Raw genomic sequence first — 19,361 nt, 5'->3', positions numbered from 1 at the left:
GCTAGTCGTAGTGGCGATAGCGGCCGGGCAGGTGGCCGGCCCGCAGGCGGCGTTCTGCCTTCGTCTGGATCCGTACTGGCTGCAGGGCAGACCTGGCCGGTGCAGCTAGAAGAGTCCGTACGGCTTCTAGGACGTGGTGGAATTTGCCCAGCAGAGCGGCGGCGAGCGTGTATCGGATTTTCATGATTGAGTTCTTTCGGGGTCGTGTTGCAGACACTGCAATTTAGGTGCTCCACGCTTGTGGAAAAACCTGTTTAAACCGTAGCTACACGTAGATAAAACCGATGCTTATTTGCTCAGTCCGGTGCGAGGTTAGGCTTCCGAAAAACCTGCTGTTTCCGGCGCTGCCCTCATCCTAGTCTTGAGGCTTCCTTCAACCAGGAGACATGTCATGCAAGTGCTTTTTCTTACACGCGACCCCGAAGGCTCCAACATGCGCGATCAGGCCGAGCGTCGGGTGCGATTTGTGTTCCGCCGCCTCGGCTGGCAAGTGCCCCGTACTGAAGTCCAGCTGTCGGACCTCAACGGTCCGCGCGGTGGGTGCGACAAGCGCTGCCAGCTTTCAGTGAAAACAGAAGGGCGTGGACTGGTGGTGGTTTCCTCGGTGGCCAGGGACTGGCGCACCGCGCTGGACGAGGCGCTCGCACGTGCTGTCCGCACGGTATTTCGCAAGATCAAGCGCACCTCGCCATCCAGGGTACCGCGCTCGGCCGGTTTGCAATAAGCATGACGCATGACGCAGGCGCCGGGACCCGTTGCGATGTGTCGCGCGCCGCCCTTGGTGCATAAGGCGGTGCGCTCACGTTACGGCAAGGGCATTGGGCACTTGCCGCACGCCCCGGTCATCACGATCTGGTGTTGCCGCGGAAACGTTTTTTTGCCGGGGTAACGCAGTGCAGCGGCGAGAGAGGCGGCGTTGAGGCCGCGGACCTGGGTTATCGCAGGCAGGGGAGCTATGGAATCGATAGCTACGAGTTCACGCGGATAAAGCGATGAAGTCCTATTTGTCTAGAGAGGCCGCTGCCGCTGCCAGCCCGCAGGCGGCAGCCACCCCTCTGTCCACACCACAAAGTCATCCAGCGGCATGGGCCGTGCAATGCAATACCCCTGCGCCTGGGGGCAACCCAGCTGCAGCAGCATCTGCCCCTGCTCAACTGTTTCCACGCCTTCGGCAATCACCCGGTAGCCGAACGAGCGGGCCAGGCCGATCACGCCCTGCACGATGGCCAGATCGCCGGGGTCGCTCATCATGCCGTGCACAAAACTCTGGTCGATCTTGAGTGTGTCCATGGGCAGGCGGCGCAGGTAGGTCAGCGATGAATAGCCGGTGCCGAAGTCGTCCAGTGAAATGACAAGCCCTTGGGCACGCAGTGCCGTCAGGGTCTGGGCCACCGCGCCCAGGTCGTACAGGGCGGCGCTCTCGGTGATTTCAATTTCGAGCCGATGGGCGGGCACGCCGGGGTGGCGCGCGATGCAGCGGGCCATCCAGTCTGAAAACTCGGGGTGCTGCAGGTGGGGCGCGGCAATGTTGATGCCCACGGGCAGATTCAGGCCCTGCGCAGAAAGCTGCTCCAGAGTGGTGAGTGCGGTCTCCACCACCCACTGGCCAAAGCTGATTTCCAGTTCGGTACCTTCGAGCAGGGGCAGGAAATCGCCGGGTGGCACCACGCCGCGCTCGGGGTGGTTCCAGCGGGCCAGCGCCTCTGCGCCCACCACTGCGCCGCTGCGCATGTCCACCTTGGGCTGCAGGTACAGCGTGAACTGCGACGCCGTCAGCGCTTCACGCAGGTGGCGGCCCTGTTCGCGCAGCACCTGCAGGGCACGTTCCTGCGCGGCGTCGAACTGGTGAAAACGGTTGCGCCCGGCCTGCTTGGCGGCGTACATGGCCTGGTCGGCGTGGCGCAGCAGGGCGTCGGCGTCGGCGGCGTCTTGCGGAAACACCGTGTAGCCAATGCTGGCCGTGACCACGACGCGCTCGGTGTCGAGCGTGTACGGCGCTGAAACGCTTTCCATCAACCGGTGGAGCAGGCGTTCGCAGTCGTCGGCTGTTTCCAGTTCGGGCATGAGGATCACGAATTCGTCACCGCCCAGGCGCGCCACCGTGTCCAGCGGGCGCAGCGCGCGGGTGAGGCGCCCGGCCACCACCACGAGCAGGCGGTCTCCCGCGCCATGGCCGAGGCGGTCGTTCACGGGCTTGAAACCGTCCAGGTCCAGATAGGCCACGCCCAGTTGCTTGCCGGTCTTGTGTGCCTTGTCCATGCACTCCTGCAGTTTGCGCGCCAGCAGCACCCGGTTGGGCAGGCCGGTGAGGGCATCAAACAGCGCCAGGCGCTGCAGCAACACCTCCTGCTCCCGCTGGGGGGTGACGTCGATGGCCACGCCCAGCATGCGTTCGGGGCGCCCCGCTGCGTCAAAGCCGACGATCTTGCCCAGGTTGCGCACCCAGCGCGCCGGGTCACCGGGCGGGTTGACGCGCCAGGTGGCATCAAACGGTGTGGCGGGGTGTTCGGTATGGCGCGCCAGTTCGGCGGTGATGCGGTCCATGTCGTCCGGCGGTACGCCTGCGGTCCACTGCGTCGCGACGGGGCCGGTGGGCGCCTGTTCGTCATCGGCGGCAATCCCGCGCATCGCGCGCCATCGGGTGTCGCCGGTGATTTCGCCAGTTTGCAGGTTCCAGTCCCACAGGCCCAGGGAGGCGGCTGAAATGGTGAGCGACAGCAATTCCTCGCGTTCCCGCACCCGCTCTTCACTGCGCTTGCGGTCGGTGATGTCGTGCACCGAGAAAAGCCAGCAGGGTTCTCCGTCAAATTCGGTGGCCCGCATTGACTGCAGCACCGTGCGCGGCGGTCCGTTGCGCACGTTCAGGATGACTTCGTAGCTGGCAAGGTGGCCCGTGCGCTCCACCTCGGCCACCAGGCGCTCGCGCACGGGCGCGGGGAAGATGCCCAGCTCCACGGCCGTGCGGCCCAGAGCTTCCTCGCGGGGGATGCCCAGCATCTCCACCCAGGCGGCGTTGATGTCCACATAGCGCCCGTCACTGCGGCGGGACAGGCCCATGGGGTAGGGCATGAGGTGAAAGATGCGCGAGAAGCGCTCTTCGGACTGGCGCAGTCGCTGCTCGGCGCGTTTGGTTTCGTCGATGTCCTGCACAACGCCGCGCAACCGGGTTACGCGCCCGTTCTCGACCACCGGCTCGCCCCGGGCACGCACCCACACCAGGAGGCCATCGGTGCGTACGATCTCCATCTCCATGCTCCAGTCGGTGCACGTGAGGATGCTCTGGCGCACGCGCTCCCGCAGGGCGTCCCGGTACGCCGGGGCCACATGGTGGTTGATGTAGTCGTGCGGCACGGGAGAGCCCGGGGGCAGGCCGTGGATGTCCCGGCACACGTCGGACCAGTACACCAGGCCCTTGCCGCGTTCGTCCTCCCAGGCACCCAGCCGGGCAAGGCGGCCGGCCTGCTGCAAGAGGCCGTTGAGGGCGCGCAACTCTTCACTCGCGCGGTGGGCTTCGGTCATGTCGTGGAAAACGAAAACAAAACAGTTTTCGCCATCCACAAGCACGGAGCGTGCCGACATCTGGCCGGGTATGCGGACACCGTCGCGCTGCGCCACCAGTGGCAGGCGGTCCACCTTGCCCTCGCGCAGGAAGGTCTCCACCAAGCGGGTGCGCTCGTGTTCGCTGGCCCAGATCCGTAGTTCGGTGGAGGTGCGCCCGATCACCTCCTCACGCGGTCGCCCCAGCAGTTCGCAGAATGCCGGATTCACGTCCAGATACCGGCCGTCAGCGATGCGCGAGATGCCCGCAGGGTCGGGCAGCGTCTGGTAGAACGTGGTGTATTTGAGCTCTGAGGTGCGCAGCGCGTCCTGCACCTCGCGGTGCGCGGTGATGTCCACGTCCATGCCGATCAGGCTGGTGGGCCGGTGGGCTGCATCGCGCGTGGCCACGGTGCCGCGCGACATGAGCCAGTGCCAGCGGCCCTCGTTGTCCATCACCCGGAACTCGGCTTCGTAGCTGTCTTCCAGCCCGTCCATCGCCCGCGCCAGCCTGGCGGCGTTGTGCTCGGCGTCCTGGGGGTGGCGCCGGGCATACCAGCGGTCCCACAGGTCGGGCGCTTCGGCATCCGCCGCGGTGATGCCAAAGGTCTCGTAAAAACTGCCATGGCAGCGAAATCGCCGCTCTGCCACGTCCCATTCCCAGCGCCCGCCCGCCATCGAATCGAGCGCCAGCTGCAGTTGCTGCTCCTGCTGCCCGAGCGTGTGCTGGATGTCGGTGCGCGCAAGCTCGGCACGCGCCTTGGTGGCCAGCAGCAGGCGCCCCACGCCCAGCATCAACACACCGGCGCCGTGGTGCCAGGGCAAGGGCAGCAGCGCATCGGCCCCGCCGCTGCTGGCCCACAGGCCGATGGCCACTGCCAGCGGCAAGGTGAGGGTCAGGCCCACCACCGCAGCCCAAGGGGGTACGCCGCTGCGCGCGACCACCATGCGCCACAGCATTCCACTGGTGACCGCCATACCAAGCACCACGGTGGCTGGCAGTGCGCTCTGCGGGTCGGCCCAGACCACCGCGGCCAGGGCCATCAGTGCCGTGACGATGGCCGCCGGTGCGCCGAAAAAAAGTGCCAGAAAGCTGGCCGCAGTAGGGTAGGCCGCCACGCGCAGTTCCGGGGCATTCCAGCGCAAGGCCGCAAAGGCCAGCACCGAGACAATGCCACCGGCCACGCCCAGCAGCAGCAGGGTGCTGCGCGACGGGGTCAGCGCCTCTTTGGGGGGCAGCCATGCCAGTACCAGCAGCAGCGACATGACCGCCGTGCCCGCCAAAAGGGTGTTGTTACCCATGAAAGAACGCCCGCACAAGACCTGGCGGAAAAACACGCGCAGGCCACCGAGCGCGTGGGGCGCCACCGTTGGTGTGGGTGGCAGGGCCCCACCCCCTGCCGCAGGCGGACTCGGTCAGATGGCAAACGCCCGGTGAGAAACCCATGCGTCAAGTTTAGGGCCGTTCAGGGGCGGGTCGCAGCAGGGGCAGCGTCCTGATAAGTCCGGTTGACAACAGGGTGCCGCACACGATCACCAGGGCGCAGCCCATCATCCAGGGGGTAATCCGCTCGCCCAGGAAGAGCGCGCCGTACAGCACCGCAAACACCGGGGTGATGAAGGTCACGGCCAGAGCCCGGCTGGGCCCGGCGCTGGCGATCAGGCGGAAGTACAGGATGTACGCAATGCCGGTGCACAGCACGGCTATGGCCAGAATGGCGCCCCAGGCGCGCAGGCCGGGCATCTGCGCGGGCCAGAACCACAGCGTGGGCAGGGCCAGGCCCAGCGCCGCACCCAGCTGGCTGCCGGTGGCAGTGGCCAGCGGTGGAATGCCGGTGAGATAGCGCCGCGCAAAGCTGGCCGACAGCCCATAGAACGCCGAGGCGAGCAGGCAGGCGGCGATGGCCCAGTGGGCGCTGTCGGTCTTGAAACCCGTGCCCGATGGCGCCCGCCACGCCAGCAGGGCCACGCCCACAAAACCCAGCGCCAGCCCCAGCCAGCGCAGGCGGTTGATGCGGTCGCCCAGCCACGCCCAGGCCACCAGCGCGCCAAACAGCGGCACCGTGGCGTTGAGGATGGAGGTCAACCCCGTGGCAATGTGCAGCACCGCCCACGAGAACAATGCAAACGGAATGGCCGAGTTGATGACCCCCGCGAACAGAATGGGGCGCCAGTGCTGGCGCAGCGCGCCGCCGTGGCCCTGGCGCAGCATGATCGGCCAGAGGAACACCGTAGCCAGGGCCACGCGCAACCCGGCCGTGGGCAGGGGCCCGAACTCTGAAGCGCCCAGCCGCATGAACAGAAACGATGCGCCCCAGAGCGCCGCCAGCGCAATGAATTCGCCGATCCAGGTGGATACGGGCTGGTTGCCGGGGCTGTTCATGCGAATCCTTGCGGTGGAAAGTTGTAAGCGGTGGCAGGCCCCGCATTCTCCAGCCTCAGCAAGGCCGTCTTCCGGTCGAGGCCACCGGCATAGCCCGTCAGGCTGCCGTCCGAGCCCACCACGCGGTGGCAGGGCACGACCACGCTGAGGGGGTTGCGCCCCACGGCGGCGCCCACGGCGCGCACGGCCAGGGGGCGGCCCAGTTGGCGGCCCAAGGCGCCATAGCTGGTGGTGGCGCCCCGGCCGATCGCCAGCAGGGCCTGCCACACGGCCTGCTGGAAGGGCGTGCCGCCCGAAAAGTCCAGTGGCAGGTCAAACCCCGCCCGTTGACCGGCAAAGTATTGCTCCAGCTGCTGGGCCGCCTCCTTCAGCAGCGCGTGGCCGGGCACGCACGGCCAGGCGGCGGGGCCGTAAAGCTGCATACCGGGTTCGTGCCGCTGGCCCTCAAACCAGACGCCCGCCAGGCCGGTAGGTGATGCCGCCAGGCGCACGGGCCCGAGCAGGGTGGAAGTGCGCAACTGCACGGTGTGGGGATGAAATTGCATGGTTGAAATCTGGATTTTTAGATGAAATTGGCCTCCAGCGCTTGCTGGATATGCGCTGGCAGCTATGTTTTTGATAGTTCTGAAGGCGCTGGCGCAGCTGCACCTGCCGCCCAGGCGCGCAGCACCGCATAGCTGCGCCACGGCCGCCAGGCCTGCGAGGCCTCGGCGGCAGCGCGGGCCGGGTTCTTGTGCCCCTGCACGCCCAGCGCCTTGTGCAGCGCCACATCCCCGGCCGGAAACGCATCGGGCCAGCGCAGCACGCGCATGGCGATGTACTGGGCCGTCCAGTCGCCAATACCGGGCAGGGCACACAGCGCGGCCGTGGTGCTGGCCACGTCGGCACCCGCGTGCAAGGCCAGTGTGCCGCCCTCCACAGCGCGGGCCAGGGCCACGATGGCCGCCTGGCGCTGGCGCACGATGCCCAGCTGGCCCAAGGTATCTCCGTCGGCCGCTGCCAGCGTGGCAGCGGTGGGGAACAGGCGGTTCAGGCCGGGCCAGGGCGTTTCGATGGGCTCACCCAGCCGCTCCACCAGCCGCTGGCCCAGGGTGCGAGCAGCGGCCACGGTGATCTGCTGGCCCAGCACGGCGCGCACGGCCAGCTCGAAGCCATCGAACGCACCGGGCACGCGCAAGCCGTCGCCCTGCGGAAAGTGCGCGTGCAGCACGGCGTTGATGGCCGCGGGGTCGGCGTCCAGGTCGAGCATGGCGCGCACGCGGCGGATCACGAGCGGCAGCATGGGGTACAGGCTGTCGCTGGTCTGCAGCAGCACCTGGTGGCGGGGCGTGTCAAAGCGTGCGCTGAACCAGCCCGTGGTTTCGCCCGTCAGGCCGGTGCAGGAGGCGGGCAGACGTACCGTGCGCCGCAGCGTGGCCTCCTGCGGCACCACCCATTCCACGCCGTGGAACTGCCGCCGTTCAAAAAATGCCAGCAGCGCAGGCACATCCAGCGGCGGGCGCCAGGCCAGGCGCAGCGTGCTGGTGGATTGCGCCCATGCGGTGGTGCCGCTGCGCCGCAGCTGTGTGGGGTTCAGGCCATAGTGGCCCGAAAACGCTGCATTGAAGCGCCGCACACTCGCAAAGCCGCTGGCCAAAGCGACCTGGGTAACGGGCATGGGGGTGTCGGTGAGCAGCTGTTTGGCCGTGAGCAGCCGGCGTGTCTGCAGGTATTGCAAGGGCGACACGCCCAGGGCCGCCTCAAAAATACGGCGCAGGTGCCGGTCGCTCACACCCAGGCGTGCGGCCAGCCGGGCCACGGTGGCGCTGCCTTCGCCCGGCGCGGTCGGCGCGGGCCACAGGTCGGGGGCATCCAGCAGGCGCACGGCCTGCTGCACCAGGATGTTGCTCGCGTCCTGCACCGACCACACCAGCGCCTGCGGGGCGACTTCGGGCCGGCAGCACAGACAGGGGCGAAACCCGGCGCTTTCCGCCTGCGCGGCCAGCACAAAAAAACGGCAGTTCTCGCGCCGGGGCGCACGCACGGCGCACACCGGGCGGCAGTAGATGCCGGTGGAGGTCACGGCCGTGAAGAAATGCCCGTCAAACCGTGCATCACGCGCCAGCACGGCCAGGTAGCGGCCTTCGTCCCGGGCGGTATCGGCGGCAAGGGGCAGGGCAGGCGAGGTCATGCGCCCAATGATAGGAGGCCGGCGGCCGTGCACTGGCCGTTTTCGGACATGTGCCCAGCGGCGGCCAAAGTGCCACGCCTACAATGCTGCGGACTTCAAGACCGTGTCAACCCATCGCGAAAGGCCCCCTGCGTGCAGCCCACCCCCGCCATTTTCAAAGCCTACGATATCCGCGGCATTGTGCCGTCCACGCTGAACGAAGAAGTGGCCCTGGGCCTGGGCCGGGCCTTTGGCACGGCAGCCCGCGCCGAAGGCCAGACCACCGTGGCAGTGGGGCGCGATGGGCGCCTGTCAGGCCCGGCCATCTCGGGTGCGCTGATCCAGGGGCTGGTGGAGGCTGGCATGGAGGTGATCGATGTGGGCCTGGTGACGACGCCGCTGCTGTACTTTGCAGCCAGCACGCTGTGTGCCAGCGGTATTCAGGTCACGGGCAGCCACAACCCCAGGGACTACAACGGCTTCAAGATGGTGCTGAACGGCCGCGCCATTTATGGCGAAGAAATCCAGCAGCTTCGCCGCACCATGGAGCAGGAAACCTGGCAGCTGCTGCCCGGCGGCTCGGTGCGCCCTGTGGACGTGCTGCCCGCGTACCGCGAACGCATCGTGGGCGATGTGAAACTGGCCCGCCCGATCAAGATCGTGGTGGACTGCGGCAACGGCATTGCCGGTGCCTCGGCGCCGGACATCTTCCGCGCCCTGGGCTGCGAGGTGATCGAGCTGTTCTCCGAGGTGGACGGCAACTTCCCCAACCACCACCCCGACCCGAGCAAGCCCGAGAACCTGCGTGATTTGATCGAGGCCCTGAAGGCCAGCGACGCCGAGCTGGGCCTGGCGTTTGACGGCGACGGCGACCGCCTGGGCATCGTGACCAAGGAAGGCACCAACATCTTCCCCGACCGCCAGATGATGCTGTTTGCGCAAGACGTGCTCTCGCGCGTGCCCGGCGGCGAAATCATCTTCGACGTGAAGTGCACCCAGCGCCTGGCGCCTGCCATTGCGGCCGCGGGCGGCGTGCCGGTGATGTTCAAGACCGGCCACTCGCTCATCAAGGCGCGCATGAAGGAGACAAACTCCCCGCTGGGCGGCGAGATGAGCGGCCACATCTTTTTCAAGGAACGGTGGTACGGCTTTGACGACGGTACGTATGCCGGCTGCCGCCTGCTGGAGATCTTGAGCAAAAGCGCCGACCCGAGCGCGGTGCTCAATGCGCTGCCCACCAGCCACTCCACCCCCGAGCTGAACGTGGCCTGCGCCGAGGGCGAACCACATCGCCTCACGGCTGAATTGCAGGCCCTGGCCGCGGAGACCTTTGCCGCGCCTGCCGCCATCAGCACCATTGACGGCCTGCGCGTGGACTGGCCCGATGGCTTTGGCCTGATCCGCGCCAGCAACACCACGCCGGTGCTGGTGCTGCGTTTTGAAGGCCACACCCCCGAGGCCCTGGCCCGTATCGAAGCGGCCATGCTGGCCCTGCTGCACCGGGTCAAGCCCGATGCGCAGGTGGGCGCGGCAAGCCACTGACGCGCGCGCAGGCTGAACCTTTCCCATGAACGCTGCACGCGCCCTGTATAGCGTGGTGACCTGGTGCGCGCAGCCCTTGCTGCGCCGCAAGCTGCGCCGCCGTGCCGTGGCTGAGCCCGGCTATGGCCAGGCAGTGGGGGAGCGGTTTGGCCGCTATCCGCCCCCGATTGACAGCCTGGTCTCACCCAGCGTCAGCGACCCGCTGGGCGGTTTCGTGTGGGTGCACGCGGTGTCGCTGGGTGAAACGCGGGCAGCAGCCATCTTGCTGGCCGCGCTGCGCGCACAGTTCCCGGGCATGCGCCTCTTGCTCACGCACGGTACGGCCACGGGGCGGGCCGAGGGCGAGAAGCTGCTGCAGCCGGGCGACGTGCAGGTGTGGCTGCCGTGGGATACCCCGGGTGCCGTGGCCCGGTTTTTAAGCAAGTTTCACCCGGTGATCGGCATCCTCATGGAGACGGAGGTCTGGCCCAACCTGGTGGCGGGCTGCCGACAGCGCGGTGTGCCGCTGGTGCTGGCCAACGCGCGCTTCAACGAAAAATCATTGCGCAAGTCTCAGCGCCTGCATTGGCTGGCGCGGCCCGCCTATGCGGGCCTGGCGGCCGTCTGGGCGCAGACCGAGGACGATGCCGCGCGCCTGCGCGCCATCGGCGCCCCGGTGCACGGCGTGTTGGGCAACCTCAAGTTCGATGTGGTGCCCGACGCCGCCCAGCTGGCCCATGGCCGCGCCTGGCGCGCCAGCACCGGCCGCCCGGTGGTCCTGCTGGCCAGCAGCCGCGAGGGTGAAGAGACGATGTGGCTTGAAAATATCAAGCAAAAAATGGCCTCGGCTCTTGATGGACAAGCGCTGGCAGCTATCAATAGTGAAGCGAACCCGGTGCAGTGGCTCGTCGTGCCGCGCCACCCGCAACGGTTTGACGAGGTTCGGCAGCTGCTAGAGCGCGCTGGGCTCAGCGTATCTTGCCGCAGCCTCTGGGCGGCCGGGCCAGAACCTGCCGATGTCTGGCTGGGCGATTCGCTGGGCGAAATGGCGCTGTACTACGGCCTGGCGGATGTGGCCTTGCTGGGTGGCAGCTTTGCCCCGCTGGGGGGCCAGAACCTGATCGAGGCGGCGGCGTGCGGCTGCCCCGTGGTGCTGGGCCTGCACACCTTCAACTTTGCCGAAGCGGCCGAGCGGGCCTGTGCGGCGGGGGCCGCGCAGCGGGTGGGTGACATGGCCGCTGGCGTGGCGGCGGCGTGCGCACTGGCCCGCGACCCAGGGCGCCATGCCGCCGTGCGCGATGTGACGCTGCGCTTTGCGGCCGCCCACCGGGGCGCCGCCAGCGCTACCGCCGCTGCGGTAGCGAGCTTGCTGGCATCGGCAGAAAACTACCAAATTGATAGCTGCTAGCGCTTATCCATCAAGCGCTAGAGCCTCATTTGATGCTTATTTTGCCAGCAGGGCGTTGATCGCCTCGATGTCCTGCTGAGTGAGCGTGCCCGCGGCCTGGCGCAGCTTGAGCGTGCCCAGCAGCACGTTGTAGCGGGCCTGGGCCAGATCGCGCTTGGTCTGAAAGAGCTGGCTTTGCGCGTTGAGCACGTCAATGTTGATGCGCACACCCACCTGGTAGCCGAGCTTGTTGGCATCCAGCGCACTCTGGCTGGAGGCCTCGGCGGCTTCAAGCGCCTTCACCTGGCCCAGCCCCGACTGCACACCAAAGAACGCGGCGCGGGTGGCCTGGGCCACGTTGCGGCGGGTGGTTTCGAGGTCGGCGGCGGCTTTTTCTTCGAGCGCCAGCGTTTCCTTGACGCGGTTTTGCACCGCAAAGCCCGCAAACAGGGGAAGGTTGAGCGCCACGCCCACGCTCGCGCTGTTGGTGCGGCTGTTCAGCCCGGGCGACTGCACCGTGCCGTTGGGATTGCGCGTGACGTTGTAGCCCACCTGCAGATCCACCGTGGGCAGGTGGCCGGTTTCGGCCTTCTTCGTTTCCAGCCGGGCAATGTCGAGCGCGATCGCGGCCTGGCGCACGCCGGGTTGCTGGTCGCGCGCAGTGTCCACCCAGGTGGTGACGTTGTCGGGCTGTACCGTGGGCAATGGCACGGGCAGCGCAAGGGGGCGGGGGTCGGCGCCGCTGATGCCCACCAGCTGATCGAGCGCCAGGCGCTTGACGCGCAGGTCGTTCTCGGCGGCGATCTCCTGGGCAATCACCAGGTCGTAGCGGGCCTGGGCTTCACGCGAGTCGGTGACAGTGGTGGTGCCCACCTCGAAGTTGCGCTTGGCGAACGACAGCTGCTCGGACACCGCCACCTTCTGTGCGCGCACGAAGGCCAGGGTGTCCTGGGCCGCCAGCACGTCAAAGTAGGCCTGGCTCACGCGCACCAGCAGGTCTTGTGTGGCGGCGTCCAGCTGGGCCTGGGCCACATCGATGCCGCGCTGGCCCTGCTCGAAGCCGATACGGTTGGCCGGGCGGAACAGGGGCTGCGATGCCTGCACGCCCACGGTCTGCTGGGTACCGGTGTTCTCCACCGGTGGGCGGCTCAGCTCCACATTGGCGCGGCTGAGCCCGGCCGTGAGCCCGGCACTGGGCAAGAGGCCCGCGCGGGCCTGGTCCGCGCGGCGCGCTGCGGCATCGAGCTGGGCGCGGGCGGACTGCCAGGTGGTGTCATAGGTGCGGGCCGATTCCACCAGTTCCAGCAGGCTCTGGGCATGCGCCGGAGCGCACAGCGCGGCGCCAAGCGCCAGCGACAGAAGGGACAGGGAAAGGGGCCGATGCGGGGTCATGGAGGTCCTTCGGAAGAGTCTGCGGATCGAATGGGGGCCAAACGGGTGGTGAGCGCGAGGTGAGCGGCGTGGTCAGGGGCGGCGAATGGCTGCGCTTCAATAGCGCGGCACAGCGGGGTCGCTTTCCTGCGACCAGGCATCGATGCCGCCCGAGATATTGGCCACTGTCTCAAACCCGTGGTGCTGCAGGAACCCGGCCACCCGCAGGCTGCGGGCGCCGTGGTGGCACAGGCAGGCGATGGGGCGCTGGGCCTGGCGGGCGGGCTCCAGCTCGGCCAGCCGCGCAGTGAGCTCGCCCATTGGGATGGCCACCAGCTCAAAGCCGTCGGGGCGCACGCTGGCGGTCTGCAGCTCCCAGGGTTCGCGCACGTCCAGCACCAGGGGCTGGCTGCCGTCGGATGCGGCGGCAAACCAGGCCAACAACTGTGCGGGGCGGACGTGATCGATCATGCAAAACTCCGAAGGGGCGGAACCAGACTCAGAATGTGAAGCCGGAAGGCTCGGGGAAGTTCATCAGCCGCGGCGCGATGGTGTCCCACGGGGAAGTGGTCTCAAAGCGGTCGCCGGTGCGGCGGGTCAGGGTGAAGCGCATCACGGGCTCGCCGCCCACGATGGCACCCAGGCGGCCACCGTCGCGCAGCAGCGCAAGCAGGGCGGTCGGCACTTCGGCCACCGAGCCGCTCAGCACGATCACATCGAACGGGCCGTCGGGAATGGCATCACGGGCGCCGTCGTTCAGGCGCACATCGGCGTTGTGCACGCCCGCGTCGCGCAGGTTCTCGCGGGCCATTTCGGCCAGGTCGGGGTGGATTTCGAGCGACACCACACGCTCGGCGCGGGCGGCCAGCAGGGCTGCCATGTAGCCCGAACCTGCGCCAATCTCCAGGACACGGTCTGTCGGCTGGATCTGCAGGTCTTGCAGGATGCGCGCTTCGACGCGCGGCTGCAGCATGCTCAGGCCCAGCCGCACGGCCTCTTCGGCGTCGTTGCCGAGCAGGGGGATTTCAATGTCCATGAACGCCATGCTGCGGTAGGCCGGAGGGACAAAATCCTCGCGGCGCACCACCGCCAGCAGGTCCAGCACATCCGCGTCCAGAACGTTCCAGGGACGGATCTGCTGCTCGATCATGTTGTAGCGCGCCTGGGCAACCGGATCGTTGATGTTGGCAAGCGAGTTCAGGGGCAGGTTCATGGTTTCTCCGTGGGGCAGGTGCAGGGCCGATCGGGGCGATCAGGACAAACCTTCGATTTTAGGCGCTGCCGGGGCGCGTCCCATCTTGCGTAGCGCCCACTGGGCCAGGTCGTCCATGTAGCAGTACACCACCGGCACCACCACCAGGGTCAGCAGCGACGAGGTGATCACCCCGCCGATCACCGCCTGGCCCATGGGCGCGCGCTGCTCGGACCCTTCCGACAACGCGAATGCCAGCGGCACCATGCCGAAAATCATGGCCAGCGTGGTCATGAGAATGGGGCGCAGCCGCACCCGGGCGGCCAGCAGCAGGGCGTCGGCACGGGGCAGGCCAGGCACGAGGCGGCCCTGGTCATCCGGGTGCTCTTCGCGGGCGCGGATGGCAAAGTCCACCAGCAAGATGGCGTTCTTGGTGACCAGGCCCATCAGCATCACCACGCCGATGATCGAGAACATGGACAGCGTGGAGCGGAACATCAGAAGCGCCAGCACCACGCCAATCAGCGTGAGCGGAAGCGATGTCATGAGCGCCAGCGGCTGCAAGAAGCTCTTGAACTGGCTGGCCAGGATCATGTAGATGAAGATGATGGCCATGACCAGCGCCGAAATGGCATAGCCAAACGATTCGGCCATGTTCTTGGTGGAGCCGCCAAATTGGTAGCGGTAGCCGGGCGGGAAAGCCACGGTATCCAGCGCCGTCTTGATGTCTGCCGATACCTCGCCCGCAGAGCGCTGCGCGACATTGGCGTTCACCGCCACTTCGCGCGTCAGGTCGCGCCGGTTGATCTGGTTGGCACCGGTGGACTCGGTCACGCTGGCGACCTGGTTCAGGCGCACGATGCGTGTGCTGCCGTCGGCAGCGGTCAGCGCAAAGGGCAGGCGCTCCAGGTCGGCCGGCTGGGTGCGCGCCTCGGGCGCCAGACGCACATTCACGTCGTAGGTCTGGTCGTCGGGCGCACGCCAGTTGCCCACGGTGGTGCCCGCCACCAGGGTGCGCAGCGATGCGGCCATGGGCGCCACCGACAGCCCCAGATCGAAGGCCGCATCGCGTTTGATTTCCAGCGCGATCACGGGCTTGTCAGGCTTGGCGCTGGTGTCCAAGTCCACCAGGCCGGGGATGTCGCGGATCTTCTCGGTGACGATCTTTGTAAGGCGCTCGAGCTCCTGCAGGTCGGGGCCCTGCAGCGAAAACTCCACCTGCTTCTGGCCGCCCACTGCATCCAGCAGCCCCACGTGGGTGACGGTGATGCCGGGCACGGTCTTGAGGCGTTCGCGCAGCACGTCGGACATCTGGTCCACGCTGCGGCTGCGGTCCTTGCGGTCCACCAGGCGCACGTAGATATTGGCGTAGATCTTGCCCTGGGCGCTGCCGGTGTTGATGGTGGCGAGCGTGTAGCGCACCTCGGGCATCTCGCGCAGGATGCCTTCGACCTGTTTGGCCTTGGCCTCGGTGGCTTCGAGCGACGAGCCCACGGGCGTGTAGAAGTTGAGCGAGGTTTCCGAAAAGTCCGCCTTGGGCACAAACTCCGTCCCCAGCAGCGGCACCATGAAGATGCTCAGCACAAAAATGGCCAGCGCAATGGCCATGGTGCTCAGCTTGTGCACCAGAGACCAGCGCAGGATGTGCTGGTAGCCCTCGGCCAGCGCATCCGTGGCGCGGTCGAACCAGCCCGTGACGCGGCCAATGGTCTTGTCGTAGAAGGTGACGGGCACGGTCTTCTGGCCGTGGGCGTGGATGCTCGGGTCGTGCCAGATGCTCGACAGCATGGGGTCGAGCGTGAAGCTCACAAACATCGAGATCATCACCGCCGCGACGATGGTGATGCCAAACTCGTGGAAAAACTTGCCGATGATGCCGCCCATGAAGCCGATGGGCATGAACACCGCCACGATGGACAGCGTGGTGGCCAGCACCGCCAGGCCAATCTCCTGCGTGCCGTCCATGGCGGCGGCGTAGGCGCCTTTGCCCATCTGCACATGGCGCACGATGTTCTCGCGCACCACGATGGCATCGTCGATCAGCAGCCCCACACACAGGCTCAGCGCCATCAGCGTGATCATGTTGATGGTGAAGCCGAACATGTTCATGAACAGGAACGTGCCGATCAGCGCAATCGGCAGCGTCAGCCCCGTGATCACGGTGGAGCGCCAGGAGTTCAGGAACAAAAAGACGATCAGCACCGTGAGGATGGCCCCCTCGATCAGCGTCTGGCGTACGTTGTTCACCGCCACGCGGATGGGGCGGGAGCTGTCGCCAATGGTCTCCAGCCGCACGCCGGGGGGCAGCTGGTTCTTCAGCTCGACGACCGCAGCGTTCAGGCCGTCCACCACCTCGATGGTGTTTTCGCCCTGCGACTTCTGCACCGACAGCAGCAGCGTGCGCTGGCCGTTGTACAGGGCCAAGCTCTCCACTTCCTGCGCGCCGTCGTTGACGCGCGCGACCTGGTCCAGGCGGACCGGCGCGCCATTCTTGCGGGCGACGATGATCTTGCCGAAGTCCTCGGGCCGCTCCATGCGGGCGTCGATCTGCACCACGCGCTCCTGCGCGAGGGACCGGATGGAGCCCACGGGCAGGTCCTGGTTCTCGTTGCGCACGGCCTGCGCCACCTGGTCGGGGGTCACGCCAAACGCTTCGAGCGCCTGCGGGTTGAGGTAGATGTTGATCTCGCGCTTGGTGGCGCCCACCAGGTTCACCGCGCCCACACCGCGCACGTTTTCCAGACGCTTTTTCAGCACCTGCTCGGACCAGGTGGTCAGCTCCACCGCGCTGCGGCCGGAGTTCTCGTCCGGCAGCACGGCCAGGGACCAGACGGGCCGGCTGACCGGGTCAAAGCGCAGCACGCGCGGCTCCTTGACCTCGGTGCGCAGCATGGGGCGCACAGTGGCCACCTTCTCGCGCACATCCTCGGCGGCCATGCGGCCGTCGATGTGGAGCTGAAACTCGATGATGACCACCGCCGTGCCTTCGTAGCTGCGCGAGGTCAGGGCGTTGATGCCTGCGATCGAGTTGACGCCTTCCTCGATCTTCTTGGTGACTTCGCTCTCGACGATTTCCGGCGACGCACCGGGGTAGTCCACGGTGACCACCACCACCGGGAAGTCGATGTTGGGGAACTGGTCGACCTTGAGGCGCTGGTACGAGAACAAGCCCAGCACGACGATGGCAAGCATCACCATCGTGGCGAACACGGGGTTTTGGAGGCTGACTTTGGTGAACCACATGGCGGGTCGGGGTCGTCAGGGCAATCAGGGCGCGGCGCGGGATGCTGCTGCCAGAGCAGGTGCGGGCGCAGCAGCGGGTGCGGCCGTGGATGCCGCCACTGCGACCGCCGTGCCCTCACGCAGCTGGCCGATGCGGCCCGCGATCACCGCCGTGCCCTCGGGTATGCCCTCTACCGCCACCAGGGTCTGGCCGTCCACCACCGCACGGTTGCCGGTCTTGACCTCGGCATAGGCCACGCGGCCGTCTTTGAGGACTTGCAGATAGGGGGCGGGCTTGTCGGTGCGCACGGCGTCCAGCGGCACGGCCAGCACATCGGCCCGCCCGGTATCGAGCGTGCCCTGCACGAACAGGCCTTGCCGCAGCGGCGTTGCGCTGGCGGGCTGCTCCACCCGCAGGTACACGGGCACCGTGCGGCTGCCAGCCTGTGCGCTGGGATTGATGCGCACCACGGTGGCCGGCACCGGAGCGCCAACGCCCTCGATGGTGAGTTGCGCCTTCTGGCCCACGCGCACCGCCACGGAGTCGGCGGGGTTGAGCAGCGCTTCGAGCTCCAGCCGCGACAGGTCCACCACCTCGATGATGCGGGTGTCCACCGCCACACGCTCGCCCGGCTGGGCCAGGCGCTGCGCCACCATCCCACTGATGGGGCTTCTGAGCACGGTGTCTTCCAGCGCCTTGCGGGCCACGTCAGCCGCCGCCACGGCGGCCTGGTAGCTGGACTGGGCCGCCTCCAGGCTGGCCTGCGAGTTGACGAGTGCCGTGGCGGAGATGAAGCCCTGGTCCACCAGTGCACGGTTGTTGGCGTACTGGCGCTGGTTGATGTCCACCTGGGATTTGGCAGCCTCGGCCTGCTGTTGTGCCTGGCGCAGGCGCGCGCGGGCTTCGGTGGGGTCGATGCGGGCCACTTCCTGGCCGGCTTTGACGCTGTCGCCCTCGCGCAGGGTGAGGCCTTGCAGTTCGCCACCAGCGCGCGCCTTCACCATGGCCGAATCCACCGCACGCAAGGCCCCAGACACCGGAACCCCTACCGCCAGATTCTGGCGCCGCACCTGCAACACCTCTTCCGCTGCCAGCTGCAGCGGCGCCTGGGCCCGCTGCGCGGTGGCGTCGGCCAGCGCCTTTTGCTGCACCTGCCGCGCGGCCATGGCGCGCCAGACGCCGCCGCCCAGCAACACAACAACAACGGCCGCCACCAGCCAGGGAATCCAGCGTTTCATGATCAGGAGCCGCGGGAGGGCGGCGCAGAGGAAGAGAGAGGGGAGGGCAAGGGAGGCGGCTCTGCGGAGCGCACCAGCAACCCGTGCAGCACGTTGTCGATCTGCGCGGTGATGTACAGCTCGGGCCGCAGGCCCAGTGAATCGGGAATGCACGCCCCAAGGGAGTGCTTCCACATCATGAGGAAAATCATGGGCGCCAGCACCACATGCACGATGTAGTCGAGCGGCACGGGGCGGAACTCGCCGCGCTCGATGCCGCGCTCGATGATGCGCCGTATCAGCATCTGCCCCGGCAGGATCACCTCCTGCTGGTAGAACTCGGTGATCTCCGGAAAATTCTGGGCTTCGCTGAACATCAGCTTGGTGATGCCCGATGCCTTGGTGCAGCCAATGCGCTCCCACCACACCTGGTAGCAGTAGCGCAGCAGCTCGCTGGTGGTGCCCTCGAAAGCTTCAAGCTCTTCCCGCCACTCGTCAAAGCGCCCCGCGATGTTGTGGCGCACCACTGCCTTGAACAACTCTTCCTTGCTGGGGAAATACAGAAACAGCGTGCCCTTGGACACCCCTGCGCGCGCCGCCACCTCATCCACCCGCGTTGCGGCGAAACCCTTTTCGACAAAAAGGTCCAGCGCAGCCTCCAGCAGCTCGCCAGGGCGGGCTTCCTTGCGGCGCTCGCGTTTGGTGCCTGGGGGGGCGGTGGAGGGTGGGGAGGTGGGAGACAAGGGATCGCTTTGTTAATGACTGACCGGTTAGTAATGTAGCAAGCGCCGGATGGGGCGTCAATTCATAATGACCCCGTTTGAACCCCAAGGACCACCATGACATTGCAAACCATCACCCTGGGCGGCGGCTGCTTCTGGTGCACCGAAGCCGTTTTTGACCGCGTGCGCGGCATCACCGATGTGGAAAGCGGCTACACCAACGGGCACACGCTGAACCCCACTTACGAGCAGATCTGCCGGGGCGACACCGGCCATGCCGAGGTGGTACGCCTGACGTTTGATGCCGATGAGATCAGCCTGGAAGAAATCCTGGAAATCTTCTTCCACACTCACGACCCGACCACCCTCAACCGCCAGGGCAACGACGTGGGCACGCAGTACCGCAGCGGCATCTACTACGACAACCCCGGGCACGGCGAGATCGCGAACGACATGATCCGCCAGATGTCGCAGGACAAGCTGTTCGGTGCGCCCATCACCACCGAGGTCAAGCCACTCGCCAACTACAGCACGGCCGAGGCGTACCACCAGGATTATTTTGCGAACAACCCGAATGCCGGGTACTGCGCGTTTGTGGTGGGGCCGAAGGTGGAAAAGTTCAGGAAGACGTTTGCTAAGTACCTGAAGGCCTAGTTCAT

At 67.1% G+C, this 19,361-nt stretch carries 15 protein-coding genes; 4 read left to right on the top strand and 11 right to left on the bottom strand.

Features of this window, described 5'->3' with window-relative positions:
• Position 1 precedes the first annotated feature (1 nt).
• A complete protein-coding gene (locus AAFF19_RS13530) occupies positions 2-184 on the bottom strand; it encodes a hypothetical protein (RefSeq protein ID WP_008906884.1) in 183 nt (60 codons plus the stop codon).
• Between the two features lie 207 nt (positions 185-391).
• Here AAFF19_RS13530 and AAFF19_RS13525 point away from each other — a divergent pair, with 207 nt between their 5' ends.
• Positions 392-724 carry a hypothetical protein gene (locus AAFF19_RS13525; RefSeq protein ID WP_008906883.1) on the top strand — a complete coding sequence of 111 codons (333 nt, stop codon included), beginning with the start codon at positions 392-394 and terminating at the stop codon, positions 722-724.
• A 284-nt stretch (positions 725-1,008) separates the two neighbouring features.
• Here the strand turns inward: AAFF19_RS13525 and AAFF19_RS13520 are convergent, their stop codons facing one another.
• The 4 genes from AAFF19_RS13520 to AAFF19_RS13505 form a co-directional block, all read right to left on the bottom strand.
• Positions 1,009-4,839 carry an EAL domain-containing protein gene (locus AAFF19_RS13520; RefSeq protein ID WP_342720350.1) on the bottom strand — a complete coding sequence of 1,277 codons (3,831 nt, stop codon included), beginning with the start codon at positions 4,837-4,839 and terminating at the stop codon, positions 1,009-1,011.
• 154 nt (positions 4,840-4,993) lie between these two features.
• Positions 4,994-5,920: an EamA family transporter gene (locus AAFF19_RS13515; RefSeq protein ID WP_008906881.1), complete on the bottom strand. Its 927-nt coding sequence runs from the start codon at positions 5,918-5,920 to the stop codon at positions 4,994-4,996.
• A complete protein-coding gene (locus AAFF19_RS13510) occupies positions 5,917-6,465 on the bottom strand; it encodes a methylated-DNA--[protein]-cysteine S-methyltransferase (protein ID WP_342720349.1) in 549 nt (182 codons plus the stop codon). Before AAFF19_RS13510 ends, AAFF19_RS13515 begins: the two co-directional genes overlap by 4 nt.
• A 62-nt stretch (positions 6,466-6,527) precedes the next feature.
• A complete protein-coding gene (locus tag AAFF19_RS13505; protein WP_342720348.1) occupies positions 6,528-8,090 on the bottom strand; it encodes an AlkA N-terminal domain-containing protein in 1,563 nt (520 codons plus the stop codon).
• 132 nt (positions 8,091-8,222) lie between these two features.
• Between AAFF19_RS13505 and AAFF19_RS13500 the strand changes: the two genes are divergently transcribed.
• Together AAFF19_RS13500 and AAFF19_RS13495 are read left to right on the top strand one after the other, a co-directional pair.
• Positions 8,223-9,611, top strand: coding sequence for a phosphomannomutase/phosphoglucomutase (locus tag AAFF19_RS13500; RefSeq protein ID WP_342720347.1), 1,389 nt, complete (start codon positions 8,223-8,225; stop codon positions 9,609-9,611).
• Between the two features lie 25 nt (positions 9,612-9,636).
• Entirely contained in the window at positions 9,637-10,998 is a 1,362-nt protein-coding gene (locus tag AAFF19_RS13495) for a 3-deoxy-D-manno-octulosonic acid transferase (RefSeq protein ID WP_342720346.1), read from the top strand.
• Between the two features lie 36 nt (positions 10,999-11,034).
• Here AAFF19_RS13495 and AAFF19_RS13490 read toward each other — a convergent pair whose 3' ends face one another.
• The 6 genes from AAFF19_RS13490 to AAFF19_RS13465 all read right to left on the bottom strand — a co-directional run bounded on the left by AAFF19_RS13490 (position 11,035) and on the right by AAFF19_RS13465 (position 18,723).
• The gene (locus AAFF19_RS13490) at positions 11,035-12,369 is read right to left on the bottom strand and encodes a TolC family outer membrane protein (protein ID WP_182120065.1); all 1,335 of its coding nucleotides are present in this window, start codon (positions 12,367-12,369) and stop codon (positions 11,035-11,037) included.
• A 96-nt stretch (positions 12,370-12,465) separates the two neighbouring features.
• Positions 12,466-12,819, bottom strand: coding sequence for a rhodanese-like domain-containing protein (locus tag AAFF19_RS13485; RefSeq protein WP_008906874.1), 354 nt, complete (start codon positions 12,817-12,819; stop codon positions 12,466-12,468).
• Between the two features lie 28 nt (positions 12,820-12,847).
• Complete coding sequence (locus tag AAFF19_RS13480; RefSeq protein WP_342720345.1) at positions 12,848-13,561, bottom strand: protein-L-isoaspartate O-methyltransferase; 714 nt, start codon at positions 13,559-13,561, stop codon at positions 12,848-12,850.
• 39 nt (positions 13,562-13,600) lie between these two features.
• Positions 13,601-16,783, bottom strand: a complete 3,183-nt coding sequence (locus AAFF19_RS13475) for an efflux RND transporter permease subunit (protein WP_342720344.1) — start codon at positions 16,781-16,783, stop codon at positions 13,601-13,603.
• Positions 16,784-16,807: 24 nt separating this feature from the next.
• Positions 16,808-18,001 carry an efflux RND transporter periplasmic adaptor subunit gene (locus AAFF19_RS13470; RefSeq protein WP_342720343.1) on the bottom strand — a complete coding sequence of 398 codons (1,194 nt, stop codon included), beginning with the start codon at positions 17,999-18,001 and terminating at the stop codon, positions 16,808-16,810.
• A 2-nt stretch (positions 18,002-18,003) separates the two neighbouring features.
• On the bottom strand, positions 18,004-18,723 hold the full coding sequence (locus AAFF19_RS13465; protein ID WP_342720342.1) for a TetR/AcrR family transcriptional regulator: 720 nt from the start codon (positions 18,721-18,723) through the stop codon (positions 18,004-18,006).
• A 96-nt stretch (positions 18,724-18,819) separates the two neighbouring features.
• Between AAFF19_RS13465 and msrA the strand changes: the two genes are divergently transcribed.
• Positions 18,820-19,356, top strand: a complete 537-nt coding sequence (msrA, locus tag AAFF19_RS13460; protein WP_342720341.1) for a peptide-methionine (S)-S-oxide reductase MsrA — start codon at positions 18,820-18,822, stop codon at positions 19,354-19,356.
• The last annotated feature ends 5 nt before the right edge of the window (positions 19,357-19,361 follow it).

Source organism: Acidovorax sp. FHTAMBA, from assembly GCF_038958875.1.
Lineage (GTDB): Bacteria > Pseudomonadota > Gammaproteobacteria > Burkholderiales > Burkholderiaceae_C > Acidovorax.
The sequence above is the reverse complement of the archived record's forward strand: the minus strand, read 5'-3'. Positions and strand labels throughout refer to the sequence as shown.